The following is a 17,083-nucleotide window of genomic DNA, read 5'->3' on the forward strand; positions in this document are numbered from 1 at the left end:
CCCCAATTGTTGAAAAAGTGAAAAATCAAACTCATACCCTTTTAAAAAACGTATACGGTTACGACAACTTTCGTCCTTTACAGGAAGAAATTATTAACAGAACCATAAACGGAAAAGACAGTTTTGTATTAATGCCTACAGGTGGAGGAAAATCAATTTGTTTCCAAATCCCTGCATTGGTTTTCCATGGAATTACCATCGTAGTTTCACCATTGATTTCATTAATGAAAGACCAAGTACAAGCACTAAAATCTAACGGAATAAAAGCAGATTTTTTTAATAGTTCCATTTCTCCGCAAGAAGAAAACGATGTAATTGGTAGAGCAATAAATGGAGAGTTACAATTATTGTATTTATCTCCAGAAAAATTAATATCCGTAAGCAATACTTGGCTAAAAGAATTAAACATAAAATTAGTTGCTATTGATGAAGCACATTGTGTTAGTATGTGGGGACACGATTTTAGACCTGAGTATACACAACTAAAAGTCTTTAGAAGCTCTTTACCGCAAGTACCTTTTATGGCTTTAACCGCTACTGCGGATAAATCTGCAAGAAAAGACATTGAAGAACAATTGGGCTTAACAAACTCTAAATTATTTATCTCTTCTTTTGATCGAAAAAACTTAAGTATAGAAGTTAGAGGTCAGGTTCCAAAACAGAGAAAGCTACAAGAAATCGGCAGTTTTATAGAACGACGAAAAGAACAAAGTGGTATTATTTACTGTTTAAGTAGAAAAAACACCGAAGAAGTAGCGAGTCATCTTAAGCAAAGAGGTCATTCTGTAGCATTTTATCATGCGGGAATGAATAATGAAGAAAGAGAAAAAACACAAACTGATTTTATAAATGACGATACTAAAATAATTGTAGCTACGATTGCCTTTGGAATGGGGATTGACAAATCGAATGTTCGTTTTGTAATTCATTATAATTTACCAAAAAACTTAGAAGGTTATTATCAAGAAATAGGAAGAGCAGGAAGAGACGGATTGCCATCAGAAACTATCCTCTACTACAACATGAGAGATTTTGTATTATACAGCCAATTTGCAGATGGTGGTGCAAATAGCGATATGCAAAAAGAAAAATTAAACAGAATGCTTCAATTTGCAGAAGCTAAATCATGTAGAAGAAAAATATTATTATCTTATTTTGGAGAGCATCTCACAGAAAATTGTGGCAATTGTGATGTTTGCGAAAATCCTCCTAAAGATTTTGAAGGCACTGTTATAACTCAAAAAGCACTTTCTGGAATTGCAAGAATGAAAGAAAAAGACGGAATAACCATGTTAATTAATGTCTTAAGAGGAAGTAACAATGCAGATATCCATTCCAAACAGTATTATAATCTAAAAACATACGGAATAGGAAAAGATGTTAGTTTTTTTGATTGGCGAGATTATGTAATTCAAATGGCAAACCAAGGTTTGATAGAAATCATGTATAGCGAAAATTCTGCTTTAAAAATATCACCCATCGGGTGGAAAGTTTTAAAAGGAGAAAAAACAATACGACTAACAACACCTCTAACTTCAGATGATAAAAAGAAGAAAACAAAAACTGTAAAAGCAACTATTGGAAGTGAAGCAAATAAAGACTTACTTACAGAACTTAAAAAGATAAGATACACCATTGCTAAAGAAGAAAACATGCCTGCATACATCATTTTTAATGACAAAACATTAAAATTAATGGCAAGTGAACTACCAACAACCGAAAATGAATTTTTAGCTATTTCTGGAGTTGGGATGAACAAAATGGAAAAATATGGAGAAGAATTTATGAGCGTAATTCGTAAATTCAAAAGCGTGGCAAAAGCTAGAAAAGTTAGTACAATACAACACACCTTTAATTTATACCAAGAAGGTTTAAATGTTTCAGAAATTGCAGAAAAAAGAAACTTATCTATCACTACTATTTTTTCACATCTTTCTCAATTGTATATAGAGGGAAAAGAGGTGGAATTAGAAAAACTTGTTGATAGAAAAGTTGTAGATAAAGTACGAATTGCTTTTAATGAATTAGACTGTAAAGTAGCATTGAAACCCATTTTCGAAAAACTAAACGAAGAGGTTTCTTATGGGGAAATAAGGTTGAGTATTACACTCATTTTAAAAAATGAATAACAACCATAAACTATAAATAGACACCCAGTTTTTCTATTCAATAAAACAGAATAGCATTAAAGCCTTTTCATAATTTCTGCCTTCCAATTTAATTTTTCAGCAAGAATCTTTTCTTCATTTATTTTTTTAAGATTCATAATATAATCATGAAACTCAAAATTGAAAGAAAAGTATAATACAGAAAAATTAACCTTATCATCTACAAAGATAGAATTACCATGAGAATCATTAATAGCAGACTCTGAAAAACAAATATTAGAATCAATATTCAAATATTTTTCCCTTAAGATACTTTCAATTTTTCTTTTATTATTCATATTAGAAAAAGTATACCTAAAAAGAACTAACTTTTTTTTATAAAAATGAAGTTCCAAGATAACTTTGTCACTTCCAATTATAGTTTTAGAATATAAAATTACTGTACCACAAAGCGTTTTAACAGTATGAAAATCATCTTTAAGGCCACTTTTAACACTTCTAATTGTACTACCGAATTTAAACTTAGAAGTAAAAAAAATTTCATTTTCAGTAGTAACTACCTTCTTTCGTTTAAGCTCTTCAAACAACAATAAATAGTAGTTAATATTTTTAATACTAAAAAAAGACCTATAAAAATAACTTGCGTCTTTATACTTATTTTTTTTAAGAAAACGAGAAAATAAGTAAGGCTTTAAAGGGGAAAGAGCACTCAATTGATATAATATTTTTGGGGGTTACTATATAATAACAAACATACTTAAATTATACAACAATCAAATCAATAAATAAAACCTTTTAAATTATTAACACAATCAAATAATCACAATTATCTTAAAATTATTAAGAAATCCACAAACAAAACCCAGTTATCATAAATAAAACACAATTAATAAACTCAAAACATTATAAGAACAGAACAATATAATGATGCTATTCTAAGAAATAAAACAAAAGCACAGCATTAGGTCTAATACATTTTAAAAAACTAGAAAACAAAGTAATAAACAAGTAAACAAAACACATAAAAATATGACAATTACCTTGTATTGAAATTTACATTATAATCAGTTGAAGTTCCTATCAATAAAATTAAATTAGATTCTTTATTACAGAACGATAAAGCAATCTTTTTTATATATTTGACACATGAGAACAAAATGGTACATCTGTACTTTATTCTTACTATTTATTTGTTTCGGAGCATTTCATGAAGAGGTTACTTTACCCAATCAAGAAATAGTGCTTGAGTTTGTTGATGTTAAAATTGACAAAAAAGATATTGAAAGTACCATTGCTGACGTAAAAGAAAAGCTACTAAAAATTGGTGTTTCAAATATTAAAATTAATGAAACAGACAGCGGAACTTTAAAAATTTCTTATTACAGTAATTTTCATATTGATAAAATCAAGAAAAAACTTACTAAGAAACATACGTTAGTTTTAAATGGAGATCATGATCAAAAAGAAAGAGATGAAAACTCTTACAAATACAATATTGATATTCATGAAATTACAAACAAATCTGACATTTCTAATTCTGATTTTCATTTTGTTATAGAACTTAAATATAATTTAGACAAAATAACCAATTACAATTCATTTGCTTTCCTGAAAAAAGCAGACCAAAACAAAGAAAATCAACTTTTTAAAACTACTTATAAAGTTCATAAAACAAATCCTTTTATAAAGGATAAAACATCTTACAACGAACCAGAAGTTAGAGCAGGTCCCAGAAGCTTCCTTATATAAAAAATGTAATCATTTACACTTTTTTATAACCTCTTTAAAATCATGAGTACCAAACTCATAATTACAAAAAACAATCAACAAAAATAATTGTCAGATTTTACGAGAAACTATATATTTGCTCGTTTTTTAAAAACCTAGACAATAAAATAATTATAAAATGCAAAACAAAGGACTTATAAAGTTATTTGCTATCCTTTTTGGAATAGTAAGTTTATACCAATTATCATTTACATTTTTAGCCACTAAGGTTGAAGATGACGCTGTAGCTTACGCTGAGAGCAAAGGTGATAATATTGATGCAAGACAAAAAGCTACTTTTGAGAGAAAGTACTTAGACAGTGTTGCAAACCAAGAGATTATTAATTTAGGTATTGCCTCTTACAGCTACAATGATGTAAAAGACAAAGAAATGAATCTTGGTCTAGATTTAAAAGGTGGTATTAACGCTATTTTACAAGTATCTGTAAAAGAAGTTTTAAAAAGCTTAGCTAACGACTCTAAAAACGTTGCTTTTAACCAAGCATTAGACGCTGCTGATGAAGCTCAAAAAAGTAGTAATGCTACTTATTTAGACTTATTTTTTGAAGAGTTTGAAAAAGTTGCTGGAGACACTAAATTAAGTGATCCTTCTATTTTTGGAACAAAAGCTTTAAGCGAAAAAATTACTTTTAACGAAGCAAATGCTACCGTTAAAGAAACTTTACAAGAAGAAATTAACAGTTCTATTGGTACTGCTTTTGAAGTATTAAGAAGTAGAATTGACAAATTTGGTGTTACACAACCTAACATTCAAAGAATTGGAAATTCTGGTAGAATTCAAATTGAATTACCAGGAGCAAAAGATATTGAGCGTGTTACTCGTTTAATTACAAGTAAAGCAGAATTACAGTTTTGGGAAGTTTATACCAATGCAGAAGTTCAGAATTACTTTTTTACTGCAAATGCTAAAATCGCTGAAATCTTAAAAGACAACAGTGCTGCAGAAAAAGTAATCGATTCAACTAAAACAGACGATATTGATGATTTATTAGGTGAATCAATCGATTCTACAGATGTAAATCAAAAAAACCTTTTCACTTATTTATTTCCTAACGTAGCACAATCTCAACAACAAATGAGTTCTTTAGTAGGACAAGCTAGAGTGTTAGATACTGCTATGGTAAATGATTTATTAAGCAGAAAAGACGTAAAAGCTTTATTGCCTAACGAATTAAAGTATGTTAAATTCTTATGGGATTACAAATCAAACAAAGGTACAGACGGAACTGAGCTAATTGGATTATATGCTATTAAAGGAAGCCGTAGTGGTAAAGCGAATATTGAGGGTGATGTTATTTTAGATGCTTCTCAAGTATTTGACCAATTAAACAAGCCAGAAGTTTCTATGACTATGAATAGTTCTGGATCTAAACAATGGGAAAAATTAACTGGTGATAATACTGGTAAATTTGTTGCTGTTGTTTTAGATGATTATGTATATACTGCGCCATCTGTACCTGGAGCAATTGTTGGTGGTAGAACATCTATTTCTGGTGGAAGTATGACTATTACGGAAGCAGAAGATATTGCTACCGTTTTAAAAGCTGGTAAATTACCTGCAGCTGCAAGAATTATTCAAGCAGAAGTTGTTGGACCATCTTTAGGGCAAGAATCTATAGATCATAGTATTCAATCTTTTGGATTAGCTATTTTATTAGTTTTAGTTTGGATGATTTTATACTACGGTAAAGCTGGTTTATATGCAGACATCGCTTTAGCAGTAAACATCTTATTTATCTTCGGAATATTAGCTTCTTTCAACGCCGTGTTAACATTGCCTGGTATTGCAGGTATTATCTTAACCATTGGTATGTCTGTAGATGCAAACGTAATTATCTTTGAAAGGATTAAGGAAAGTTTAGGTATTAAGAAAGGATTAAAACAATCTGTAGAAGAAGGGTTCTCTATTAAAGGAGCTTTATCTGCAATTATAGATGCAAATATTACAACGCTTTTAACAGGTGTTATTTTATATGTTTTTGGTACAGGACCAATTAAAGGTTTTGCTTTAACATTAATGATTGGTATTGCAACGTCATTATTTACAGCGGTATTTATTACTCGTTTATTAATTGACAGATCTATTGATAAAGGTGGTAAATTAACATTTAACACTTCTATATCTAAAGGATGGTTCCAAAACATAAATATAGAATTCTTAAGAAAACGTAAAATTGCGTACATCGTTTCTGGTGCTATAATTATTGCAGGTATTGTTTCTATTTTCTCTATCGGATTAAAGCAAGGTGTAGATTTTAAAGGAGGACGTTCTTACGTTGTTCGTTTCGATCAAAGCATGAATGCTACAGAAGTTGCTTCAACTTTAAAAGATGCTTTTGGTACAGCTCCAGAAGTAAAAACATACGGTTCTGATCGTCAATTAAAAATAACAACTGTTTATAAAATTGATGAAGATGGACAAGATGTAGATGACCAAGTTCAAAGTGCATTATTTACAGGTTTAAAATCTTATTTAGGAACAACTACTTATGAAGACTTTAAACCAGGTTTCGAAAAAGAAGGTTCTGGTGTAATGAGTTATATGAAAGTAGAGCCAACTATTGCAGATGATATTAAAACATCAGCATTATACGCAGTATTTGGATCATTATTAGTTGTTTTCTTATACATCTTATTACGTTTTAGAAAGGTATCTTTCTCTATTGGGGCTGTAACTGCCGTTTTCCATGATGTTTTAATTGTATTAAGTGTATTCTCTATTACGTACAGCTTTATGCCTTTTGATATGGAAATAGGTCAATCATTTATTGCGGCAATTCTAACCGTAGTTGGATACTCTCTGAATGATACTGTGGTTATTTTCGATAGAATTAGAGAATTTACAGGAACACATCCTAATTGGAAATACAGCGAAGTTGTAGACAAAGCATTAAGCTCTACTTTAGGTAGAACTATAAATACATCTTTAACAACATTATTAGTAATGTTAGCAATCTTCTTATTTGGAGGAGATTCTATTAAAGGATTTATGTTCGCCTTAATTATTGGTGTAGTAGTAGGTACTTATTCATCATTATTTGTGGCAACACCAATTATGTTTGATACTTCTAAAAAAGAAGAAAAAAATAATTAAATTTATTTATAGATATATTAAAACCGTTTTTAATTTGTGAATCAGATTAAAAACGGTTTTTTCATTCAACAAATAGCTATTAAAAACAACAATCTAATGAGTATTATAAAACTTCAAGACCTATATTTTAAACCTTTTATTACTAAGGAAGAAATTGCAGTAATCGTAAAGCAATTAGCAGTACAAGTAAAAGAAGACTTACCTAAAGGAGAAGTTCCTATATTTGTAGGAATTTTAAATGGATGCTTTTTATTTGCAGCAGACTTTGTTAGAGAATTTAATGGAGATTGTGAGGTTTCTTTTGTAAAATTAGCTTCTTATAGCGGTACTACTTCTACAGAAAACGTAAAACAATTAGTAGGTATTAATGAAGATTTAACAGGAAGAACTGTAATTATATTAGAAGATATTATAGACACAGGGAACACTCTTCAAGAAATTTATAATATCTTTAGAGATAAAAATTTAAAACAATTAAAAGTTGCAACGTTATTTTTTAAACCAGACGTATTTAGAAAAGAACTACCAATCGATTATATCGGAAAAGGAATTGAAGATAAATTTATTGTTGGTTACGGATTAGATTATAATGGTTTGGGAAGAAACTACCCCGCAATTTATCAATTATCAACACAACCTAAAATGAAAAACATCGTATTATTTGGCCCTCCAGGTGCAGGGAAAGGAACACAAGCAGATTTTTTAAAGGACATGTACAACTTGGTGCATATATCTACAGGAGATGTATTCCGTTTTAACATTAAAAATAAAACTGAATTAGGTTTGTTAGCTAAAAAATATATGGATGAAGGAGATTTAGTTCCGGATGAAGTAACTATAAATATGCTAAAAGCAGAAGTTGAAAAAAAAGCTGATGCTAATGGCTTTATTTTTGATGGTTTCCCTAGAACAGAATCTCAAGCAGAAGCATTAGATGCTTTTTTAGCTGAAAAAGGTGAACAAATAAACGGAATGGTAGCTTTAGAAGTTCCTGAAGATGCTTTAGTAACTCGTTTATTAGAAAGAGGAAAAACAAGCGGAAGAACAGATGATACTGACGAAAGTAAAATTAGAAACCGTTTTAATGAATACAATACCAAAACAGCTGTTTTAAAAGATTATTTTGAGGCTCAAAATAAATACTATGGCGTTAATGGTTTGGGTTCTATTGAAGAAATTACACAAAGAATTGCAAAAGTATTTGATACTTTATAAAATGTGTAACTGTGTAATTGTTTAACTGTGTAACCTTTAAACGTATATTACATAGGGCAATTAAACATTTAAACATTTACACGATTAAACAAGAATTATGACTGAAGGAAATTTTGTCGATTACATAAAAATATACGCTTCTTCTGGTAAAGGCGGACAAGGTTCTATGCACTTACATAGAGAAAAGTATATTACCAAAGGTGGACCTGACGGTGGAGATGGTGGACGTGGAGGACACATTATTTTACGTGGTGATAAAAATATGTGGACGTTGTTTCATCTAAAATTTAAACGTCATTTTAGAGCCGAAAGTGGTGGTGGCGGAAGTGCTAGTAGAAGTTCTGGTGCAGATGCAGATGACATTTATATTGATGTGCCTTTAGGTACCATTATTAAAGATGCTGATACTGACGAAGTAATTATAGAAATTACAGAACATCAAAAAGAAGTAGTTTTATTACGTGGAGGAAAAGGAGGTCTAGGAAACTGGAACTTTAAATCTTCTACAAATCAAACACCAAGATACGCACAACCAGGAATGGATGGTTTTGATGGTTGGTTTAGAATGGAATTAAAACTATTGGCAGATGTTGGTTTGGTTGGTTTCCCTAATGCAGGAAAATCTACTTTATTATCTGTATTAACCTCTGCAAAACCAAAAATTGCAGATTATGCTTTTACTACTTTAAAACCAAATTTAGGAATTGTAGAACATAGAAATCATCAAACATTTGTAATTGCAGATATTCCTGGAATTATAGAAGGTGCTGCTGAAGGAAAAGGATTAGGACATCGTTTTTTACGTCATATAGAACGTAATTCGGCGCTATTATTCTTAGTTCCTGCTGATAGTGATGATATTAACAAAGAATATGAAATTCTTTTAAATGAGCTTAAAAAACACAATCCAGAATTGTTAGACAAAGATCGTTTATTAGCTATTTCTAAAACAGATATGTTAGATGAAGAGCTAGAAGCTGAAATAAAAGCAGATTTACCAAAAGGTGTAGAAGCAATATTTATTTCTTCCGTTGCTCAAAAAGGCTTGCAAGAATTGAAAGACAAACTTTGGAAAATGTTGAATTAGAGGTTTACTATTTTAAAAAAAGATTCTAAACTTAGAGTCTAAATGTATAATATATTAAAGGTTATTATTACTGCGAAAGCAATAATGATAACCTTTTTTTATATCATAAAACTATAAAATAGCATGGTTTAATTGTTACTTCTAAAAAACAAAATGAACCTTTTTAATCAAAAAAAGGTTCATTTCTAGATAATAATTAAAATTGGGGAACAAAATTATTAAAAGTCATACCACTGAGCAAGCATAGTAGTATCATCAACAGGAATTAAACCTAAGGTGTTTTGATTTGCATTAAAATCTACCATTTTTTGTACATAGAAACCACTATCTCTAAATAAAAACTCTAATAAAGGTAATACTCCTGCTCTTCTAGTCGTATTAACTGGTATCGTTTCTGTTAATTTATAAATTTTATTACCAGTAGCGTCTTCAGTTACCGTATATGTAAAACCAAAGTTTAAACTATATGTATTTCCACTAGACAAATAACGTACTTGAACAAAAGAATTATCACTAGTATCTAAATTATACAAGTATACTCTTGTAACCGTTCTACCACTTTGAGTAGCTGTAAAATGTGCTTCCCATTCTTTATAAAAGTTTATAAAATTTTCACTAGATAAATCTGAATTAGGTAAGTTAGTTCTATATAACCTCATGTTATTATTTCCTCTTGATTCATTTCCAAAATCATAAAATGGCAATAAAAAACTTAATTCATCAGCATAATTTAAAGTCATTTTAACTCCATCAACCTCAGCAACAAACTCGTCATTATCTACACTATAAATAAACTCATCTAAAGTTACATTATCTATTTCTATTGCTGGACTAACAACAAAGCCGGTAGGTGTAGGCGCAAGACCAAAGCTTAGGTCTGTTTGTGCAACGTCTTTACTGATTGCTGTAACCGTAGCATACCTTCTAGCCTCATTAAAAGAAAAACTATATAAAGTAGTGTTACCTCCACTTTCTAAAGTTAAATTTCTGAAAACAGATTTTAATGGGTCTATTGGAATATTTGTTTCTAACATTGACCTATTTTGAGTTGTTAAACTAGTCCAATCTTCTTTAGATGCTTTAGAGAAACTAATAATAATATCTCGATCTCTATTCGATTTAAAAAAAATCTCTTCTCCCACTGTTTTAAAGTATAAAAACTCAAAACTACCTTTATAACCCTGTCCTCTAAGATCATCATCAGGGTAATTATTGGAGTCTGATAGCTCATGAATTACATTTTTTGATGTAAACGTAAGCTTAATGGTAGAACCCAATGTAATATCATACAAACTCGTAACAGTAACGTCTGGGGTTCCAAAATCAGAATCCATAATTACTTCGGAATCACTAATAAAGTCGAAAAGAAAAGTAAAACCTCCTAGTTCTGAATCATCAGTAAAGTAAGTTGTTTTCCATCCATTTTCTGAGTCTTGTAAAGCTGTTTTTAATTCTGAAATACTCTTTTCTATTCTAACTGTTGGTACATCATCAAACAACAGTTCTGGGTCGCTATTATCTTGACAGCTGTTAAACACTACAAGACAAAAAGCTAAAATTAATTGATATCTATTTATTTTAAAAATTTTCATGTTCTTAGTATTATTTAATTGCTTCTAAAATATTATCTGTAGCTAATTGTTGTAATTCATATAAATCTATATTAAAAGATTTCTTAAAATATTCTGCTACAATTGCTTCTTTTGCTTTTATCAGTGCTACAGCATTTTCTGCTTGTGGCGTTGCTGTAATAGTAGCACCTTGAGTTGCTGCATCTATTTCTGCTTGCGTAGCTCCAGAACCTAGATTAGATAAAGCATTAGAAACAGCATTACTTATTATCTTAGCCTTAATATTATCTAAAATTTCCTGGTAATCTTCTGCATTGTTGGTAAGAATAGTTTCTACCATTTCTGCAAAATCTTCATTTTCATTAAGCCTCGCATAATCCGTTATATAACCAAGGCTATTGGCAATATCAAATCGCTCTTCTTCATCTGCAGGATTAAACCATTGTGCCGTATAACCACTAGGTGTTATTTGTTTAAAAGCTTCTTCATCATAACGAACTTGTTGATTTAAAATGTGTGTATATTCATGCTGAATTGTTTGAATAAACCTTGTTACTTGGCTTTTATTCTTTACATCTACTAAATCCGTTTCAAATAACACAATGTTCTTTCCACCTTCTGCAAAACCTAATGTTCTTGTTCCGCTTGGGTTTAAATTTGTACCACCAACCAACACCATTTCTCTTGGTGCTATTATTTTTACAAAATCTTCTCCTCCTAACTCCGAGTAAGTATCAATCCAAACTTTTTTAACAACTTGCATAATAGGCACCACTTTATCTAAAGTTGGTGGAAATAAATATCTATCTAAATCTACACTCCCTTCGTCCCATAAATAATTTACATCAATATTATATGGATAGGTAATGTTTTCTCTTAACCACAGATCTGTAGTATTTAAACTTGGCGTTTCTGTATTTAAGTTACTGTCTGTTAATTTATCATCATCTTTAGTACAGGCAGAAATAATTCCGAAAATTATAACTGCTACATATATATATATCTTTTTCATAATTATCTAGGATTAGGTGTTAGCCCAAAGTTTATTGCAGATTCTGGGACTTGTAATTGTTTTCTTAAATCTTCTTTAGTTAATTCTACATCGATATCATCTTTTCTATAATATCTTTTAATAGCAATGTTAAATCTTCTCACATCAAACCATCTTACCCCTTCGTGATAAAATTCTTTTTGTCTGAATTTTAAAATAGCATTGATAAAAGAGGTTTGTTTATCATCTTTAAAACCGTAAAAAGGCGTTAATTCATCTGGAGTTACAGGAAATAAGTTAACAACCATTTCTTCAGTTAAAATATCTGTACTGCTATTATATCCTTCTGTTTTCTTTGATAAAAAATCATTTAAATCTTTTAAACAGTTTGCATAATCTTCTTTCATAGCATATGCTTCTGCCCTATTTAAAAGCGCTTCATCATTACCAAACAACACCAAACTAGTATATCCTCTACCGGTTCCTGCAGATTGATTTGTTACCTTAAAATACTCATCAAACTTAGGGTTGTTAAAACCTTCACTAGAACCAAAAATATCATAAGCCCAACCTTTACCAAAAGGATTGTCTGCCTGAAAAATTGCATCAGAATTAATATTTGATAAACCATAGTTCGTTCTCCAAAAATTTCTTCCCCACCAAGATGATGTAGAACTAATAAGAATGTTGGAATCTTCTAAAGAGCTACTGTATTGAAGCGCTCTTTGCGCATACGATAATTCTTGATACGCTAGTAAATCTCTTATCTGTGCTTGCGGATTGGTGATAATTTTATTGGTGTAAGAAATTACCTCATCCCATTCTCCTTTATATTGATAAAACCTAGCAGCAAAAGCATTTGCTGCTGCTTTAGAAAAATGAAATTTGGCATTTTTTTCTCTGTCTTGTATTAAGTCGATACCTTCTAATAGATCTTTTTCTATAAAATCATACACTTCTGCAACCGTATTTCTAGTATAACTTTGTATTAAAGTTGTTTCTGGTGTAATTACATAAGGCACCCCTAAATCTGATGCTGAAGTAGTAGGATTATAATGTTTACCCCAAAAATTAACTAACATAAAATGAGCATACGCTCTTGCTATTAATGCTTCTCCTTTTTGCGCATCTAAATTAAATTGACCTTCTAATTCTTCTATAGAAACCAACGCTTGATTAGCTTGTGCAATTGCTCCATAAGAATTTGACCAAAAAAATGTAGGTGAATCTTGATCTTCTGCTAAACTGGTATCCCAAGTAAACATTTGCTCACCTATTAAAACATTTATGTAACTTCTAATATTAGATCTAGAGGTAGCATTGTCTGACATTATTTCTGCCATTAACTGATAGTTTCCTATTGAATACGCCCCAGTAACTAATGCACTTATTTTTTCTGGAGAATCTATTTCTGCTCTATTATCTGGTAATTCAGATAAATAATCATCACAACTAATTAGTAAGAATAAAGATATAATTGTGGTTATTTTTAAAATATTTTTCTGTATTTTTTTCATTGTAATATATTTTATAGTCCAATATTTAAAGACATTGTAAATTGTCTAGTTATAGGTAAAGCAACACCACCTGTGCCATAAAATTCTGGATCTTGTCCGTTTAATCTATCATCTGAATACAATAAAAACAAGTTGGTTCCTTGTAGTTTAAGTTTTAAATGAGAAAGACTTAATTTAGCTAATACATCTTTACTAAAACTGTATCCTAAAGAAATGCTTTTCATTCTTAAGAAATCTCCATTGGCAACTCTTGCATCAGAAAAATTATAAGCGTTATAAGCTCTAGATAAATCGCTAGTATCATAAATATTGTTATCTCTAACATCTATAACTTTAGGAATATTGGTAATATTTTCATCACCAGGTAAAACCCATCTATTAATACTACTTTTTGTAAATACATTTGTACCAGAATAAAAGTTATCTAAAGCTGGGTTTAACCTTACTACATTACCACCAGAACCTGTGATTAACATATTTAAATCCCAATTTTTATATTTAAATGAATTTGAAAAACCACCCGCTATATTTGGCAACACAGAACCGTTGTACACTAAATAATCTGTAATATTAGAACTGTCTTGAAAATCTACATCTGTAACAGGGTTATCTCCTTCTGGTAAAATAAATGTTGGTATACCTTCTGAATTTAATCCATCGAATTGAAAAGAAAACAAAGAATTATTTGGATATCCTTCTAATTTTCCTCCTTGAAGTCCAACAACATCGATTACTCTTGGTTTATTTTGAAGTTTTGTTATTTCTTGATCGAAAAAAGAGAAGTTTAAAGAAGACGTCCAACTAAAATTATCTGTTTTTACGTTGGTTGATGTTAAAGCAAACTCGATTCCTTTTTGAGTGGTATCAGAATTATTTCCTGTTTTAAAAAATTCTCCTCCAATACCCGAAGTTCTCACAAAATCGATATTATCAAAAATATCTCTTTGATATACGTCTGCTGTAAATTGAATTCTATTATTAAATACCCCTAAGTCTACACCAATATTTAATTCGTGTTGTTTTTCCCAAGTTAATTCAGAGTTTTCTAAATCTTGAATATCTAAATATGTTTCTCTTTCAGAAGGTGTTAATCTATCTGTAATTTCACTTCTAAAAATTGCCAAAGAGTTGGTAGCAGGACCTGGTGAAGCACTTAAACCATAAGAGGCTCTAAATTGTAGGTTGTTAATGGTTTTTGATTTTTGTATAAAATCTTCTTCACTTGCATTCCATTTAGCACTTACAGTACCTGTAGGTAACCATCTAGATTTAGAACTTCTACCTTGTCTATTAGAACCATCATATCTTCCTGTTAAAGAAAAAACATACTTATCATTATATGTATAAGTAGTTCTACCAAAAAAAGCAACCGTTCTTTCTCTTTCTCTACCTAACCCAAAATAGTTTCCGCCTTCTGCAATTACTTTTTCTAATAATCTAGCATCTGTAAATGGTACATAACCGTTTTCATATTGTAAGCCATAACCCGTAAAATTTTCGTTATTTCTATCTACATATCTTAATTCTTGACCTAATAAAGCATTAAAATTATGTTTTTGATTAAAATCTTTCTTTAATTGAAAACTGTTTCTTACGTAATATGAAGTTAAACTGTTATCAAATTTACGGTACAAACCACCTTCTGGAAAAACAGAAATAGGAATCGCATCTGGATTGTTTGGGTCTGTATATAAAAAGATATTTGCATTTGCTATTACAGTGGTTTCGTCTGCATTATAAGCTCTAACAACATTAGAGTTTTCTCTAATTTGGTGTTCTCTAACACTATTTACATATCTCGCAGAAGCATTTAAATCATATGTAATATTATCTGAAATTTTATAAGAAGCATCTAGTTGAAAGCGAATATCTTTTACATCTAAATCTAAGGTATTGTTTTCTAATTCTTCTAAGATATTAAAGTCAGCCCAATTATTGGTGTAGTATTCTAAATTGCCATCATTATCTCTTGGTCTTAACGCTCTAGATGTATTTAATGCGTAACTAAACGGATTGATATCAAAATCTCTACTAAACTGACCATCTACAACATTGGCTTCTCTATTAAAAGAACCTGGTGCTTTTTGTTTTCTAACAGATGCTACTGTAGCAATTGAAATATTAAACTTATCTGAAAAGTAAAATGTATTCTTTAAGTTAGTTGTAATTCTAGATACTTTATCTGCAACAGACCAACCCGGATCGTGTAAAAAACCAACAGATGCGTAGAAAGAATTATTCTCTCCACCTCCTGTAAAGTTAATCGTGTGATTTTGCATTAAAGATTGTCTAAACAATTTTTTAAACCAATTGGTATTTGCCAACTCGTAATCCTTTAAAAAAGCACTTCTACCTTCTACTGTATTTGGCACCCCAAAACCACCATTAGAATAGCTATTAATTTTCTTTTCTAAAATACCATATACTCCAGAAAATCTAGAATTACCAACATCTGGTAGTCTTAAATAACCTTGACTTCTTAAACCTTCTAAAATACCAATGGTTTCTTTAGAATCTAAAATATCATATTGAGAATAAGATGGAATATCTCTTACCGTTTGCTCTAACGTATAACTTACTTTTAAAGGGCTCTCTCTTTTACCACTTTTAGTAGTTATAACTACAACTCCGTTTCTTGCTCTTGCTCCATAAATAGAAGTTGCAGAAGCATCTTTTAAAATATCTATTTTTTCTATATCTGTAGCATTTACACCTGCAATAGAAGAACTAATTAAAGTAGAAGCATCTCCAGAAGTTAAGGCATCTAAATCTTGCTCTACAATATCTTCTTGTACCACACCGTCTATAACGTATAATGGATTATTGTTACCAAATACAGAAGAAGAACCTCTAATAGTAATTTGAGGTGCAGCACCAAAAGTTCCGGTAATGTTTTGTACAATAACTCCGGCTACTTTACCTTCTAACATTCTACTTACATCATTAATACCATCAATTTTTAAATCTGCTGCTTTAATGGTTGTTGCTGCTCCAGTAAAACTTTTCTTGTTAATTTTGTCGTAACCTGTTGTAATAACAATTCCTGCTAAGTTTTCTGATGATTCTTGCAAGACTACCTTTATAACAAACAAACTACCAACCACAACTTCTTTAGATTCGAAACCTAATGATTGAAAAACCAATACATCTCCTTTAGAAGCTGGCACTGAAAATTCTCCATTAAAATCTGTAGCAGTACCAATACCTGTAGCCTTTACACGTACAGAAGCCCCCATAATCGGCATGCCTTTATCATCAACTAAAACACCTGAAACCTTTTGTTGAACAGATTTTTTCTTTAGCAAAATTGAACCATCTTTATTAAATTGATAAATAACATTACTTGCTTGTAAGCTTTTATCTAAAAGATCTTTTACAATGATAATACCCTTATGTAGGTTAACTTTTGGAAGTTTTTTGAAAATACTATTTTCGTAAACAAATGTATAATCTGTTTGCATTTTAATTAAATCAAAAACTTGCTCTACAGATATGGTTTTATCTGTATCTATTTTAATTTTTGAGTTTTGTGACATTCCTTCGCTTGGTACAAATGCAAACGAGATGGCACAGAATAAGTATATGAACGTTTTCATAATAGTTGTTAATAGCTTTTTTCGCAACAGAAAAAAGTCTCCAGTAAATTTAATTTCCATAAATTTGTTAAGTGTTTAATTATTAATAAGCATGAACCTAAGGAATTGTGGTTTTA

At 30.2% G+C, this 17,083-nt stretch carries 10 protein-coding genes; 5 read left to right on the forward strand and 5 right to left on the reverse strand.

The features are described from left to right. The first annotated feature begins 17 nt into the window (after nucleotides 1-17). Nucleotides 18-2,129: a DNA helicase RecQ gene (recQ, locus tag H0I29_RS02260; RefSeq protein WP_218754270.1), complete on the forward strand. Its 2,112-nt coding sequence runs from the start codon at nucleotides 18-20 to the stop codon at nucleotides 2,127-2,129. 56 nt (nucleotides 2,130-2,185) lie between these two features. Here recQ and H0I29_RS02265 read toward each other — a convergent pair whose 3' ends face one another. Continuing rightward, entirely contained in the window at nucleotides 2,186-2,695 is a 510-nt protein-coding gene (locus tag H0I29_RS02265; protein ID WP_218754271.1) for a hypothetical protein, read from the reverse strand. A 559-nt stretch (nucleotides 2,696-3,254) separates the two neighbouring features. Here H0I29_RS02265 and H0I29_RS02270 point away from each other — a divergent pair. The 4 genes from H0I29_RS02270 to obgE all read left to right on the forward strand — a co-directional run bounded on the left by H0I29_RS02270 (nucleotide 3,255) and on the right by obgE (nucleotide 9,292). Further along, nucleotides 3,255-3,857, forward strand: a complete 603-nt coding sequence (locus tag H0I29_RS02270; protein WP_218731217.1) for a hypothetical protein — start codon at nucleotides 3,255-3,257, stop codon at nucleotides 3,855-3,857. Nucleotides 3,858-4,014: 157 nt separating this feature from the next. Then, on the forward strand, nucleotides 4,015-6,990 hold the full coding sequence (secDF, locus tag H0I29_RS02275; protein WP_218731218.1) for a protein translocase subunit SecDF: 2,976 nt from the start codon (nucleotides 4,015-4,017) through the stop codon (nucleotides 6,988-6,990). 96 nt (nucleotides 6,991-7,086) lie between these two features. Then, complete coding sequence (locus H0I29_RS02280) at nucleotides 7,087-8,205, forward strand: adenylate kinase (protein WP_218731219.1); 1,119 nt, start codon at nucleotides 7,087-7,089, stop codon at nucleotides 8,203-8,205. Between the two features lie 97 nt (nucleotides 8,206-8,302). Continuing rightward, nucleotides 8,303-9,292 (forward strand): GTPase ObgE, encoded by a 990-nt coding sequence (obgE, locus tag H0I29_RS02285; RefSeq protein ID WP_165732521.1) that lies wholly within the window; start codon nucleotides 8,303-8,305, stop codon nucleotides 9,290-9,292. A gap of 218 nt (nucleotides 9,293-9,510) precedes the next feature. On the opposite strand, the gene H0I29_RS02290 is transcribed toward obgE, so the two are convergent. Genes H0I29_RS02290 through H0I29_RS02305 form a run of 4 tightly spaced genes read right to left on the reverse strand, consistent with a single transcriptional unit; the run spans nucleotide 9,511 to nucleotide 16,967 of the window. Further along, nucleotides 9,511-10,884, reverse strand: coding sequence for a DUF4302 domain-containing protein (locus H0I29_RS02290; protein ID WP_218754272.1), 1,374 nt, complete (start codon nucleotides 10,882-10,884; stop codon nucleotides 9,511-9,513). Nucleotides 10,885-10,894: 10 nt separating this feature from the next. After that, nucleotides 10,895-11,875 carry a substrate import-associated zinc metallohydrolase lipoprotein gene (locus tag H0I29_RS02295; RefSeq protein ID WP_218731221.1) on the reverse strand — a complete coding sequence of 327 codons (981 nt, stop codon included), beginning with the start codon at nucleotides 11,873-11,875 and terminating at the stop codon, nucleotides 10,895-10,897. 2 nt (nucleotides 11,876-11,877) lie between these two features. After that, entirely contained in the window at nucleotides 11,878-13,371 is a 1,494-nt protein-coding gene (locus tag H0I29_RS02300; RefSeq protein WP_218731222.1) for a RagB/SusD family nutrient uptake outer membrane protein, read from the reverse strand. A gap of 11 nt (nucleotides 13,372-13,382) precedes the next feature. After that, nucleotides 13,383-16,967, reverse strand: coding sequence for a SusC/RagA family TonB-linked outer membrane protein (locus tag H0I29_RS02305; RefSeq protein ID WP_254712684.1), 3,585 nt, complete (start codon nucleotides 16,965-16,967; stop codon nucleotides 13,383-13,385). Between the last annotated feature and the right edge of the window lie 116 nt (nucleotides 16,968-17,083).

This window comes from Polaribacter sp. R2A056_3_33 (genome assembly GCF_019278485.1).
Taxonomy (GTDB): Bacteria; Bacteroidota; Bacteroidia; order Flavobacteriales; family Flavobacteriaceae; genus Polaribacter.

Excerpts from the sequence above, each read along its gene's own strand:
- H0I29_RS02270 (WP_218731217.1), top strand. The coding sequence starts at position 3,255 with ATGAGAACAAAATGGTACATCTGTACTTTATTCTTACTATTTATTTGT.
- secDF (WP_218731218.1), top strand. The coding sequence starts at position 4,015 with ATGCAAAACAAAGGACTTATAAAGTTATTTGCTATCCTTTTTGGAATA.
- H0I29_RS02280 (WP_218731219.1), top strand. The coding sequence starts at position 7,087 with ATGAGTATTATAAAACTTCAAGACCTATATTTTAAACCTTTTATTACT.
- obgE (WP_165732521.1), top strand. The coding sequence starts at position 8,303 with ATGACTGAAGGAAATTTTGTCGATTACATAAAAATATACGCTTCTTCT.
- H0I29_RS02290 (WP_218754272.1), bottom strand. The coding sequence starts at position 10,884 with ATGAAAATTTTTAAAATAAATAGATATCAATTAATTTTAGCTTTTTGT.
- H0I29_RS02295 (WP_218731221.1), bottom strand. The coding sequence starts at position 11,875 with ATGAAAAAGATATATATATATGTAGCAGTTATAATTTTCGGAATTATT.
- H0I29_RS02300 (WP_218731222.1), bottom strand. The coding sequence starts at position 13,371 with ATGAAAAAAATACAGAAAAATATTTTAAAAATAACCACAATTATATCT.
- H0I29_RS02305 (WP_254712684.1), bottom strand. The coding sequence starts at position 16,967 with ATGAAAACGTTCATATACTTATTCTGTGCCATCTCGTTTGCATTTGTA.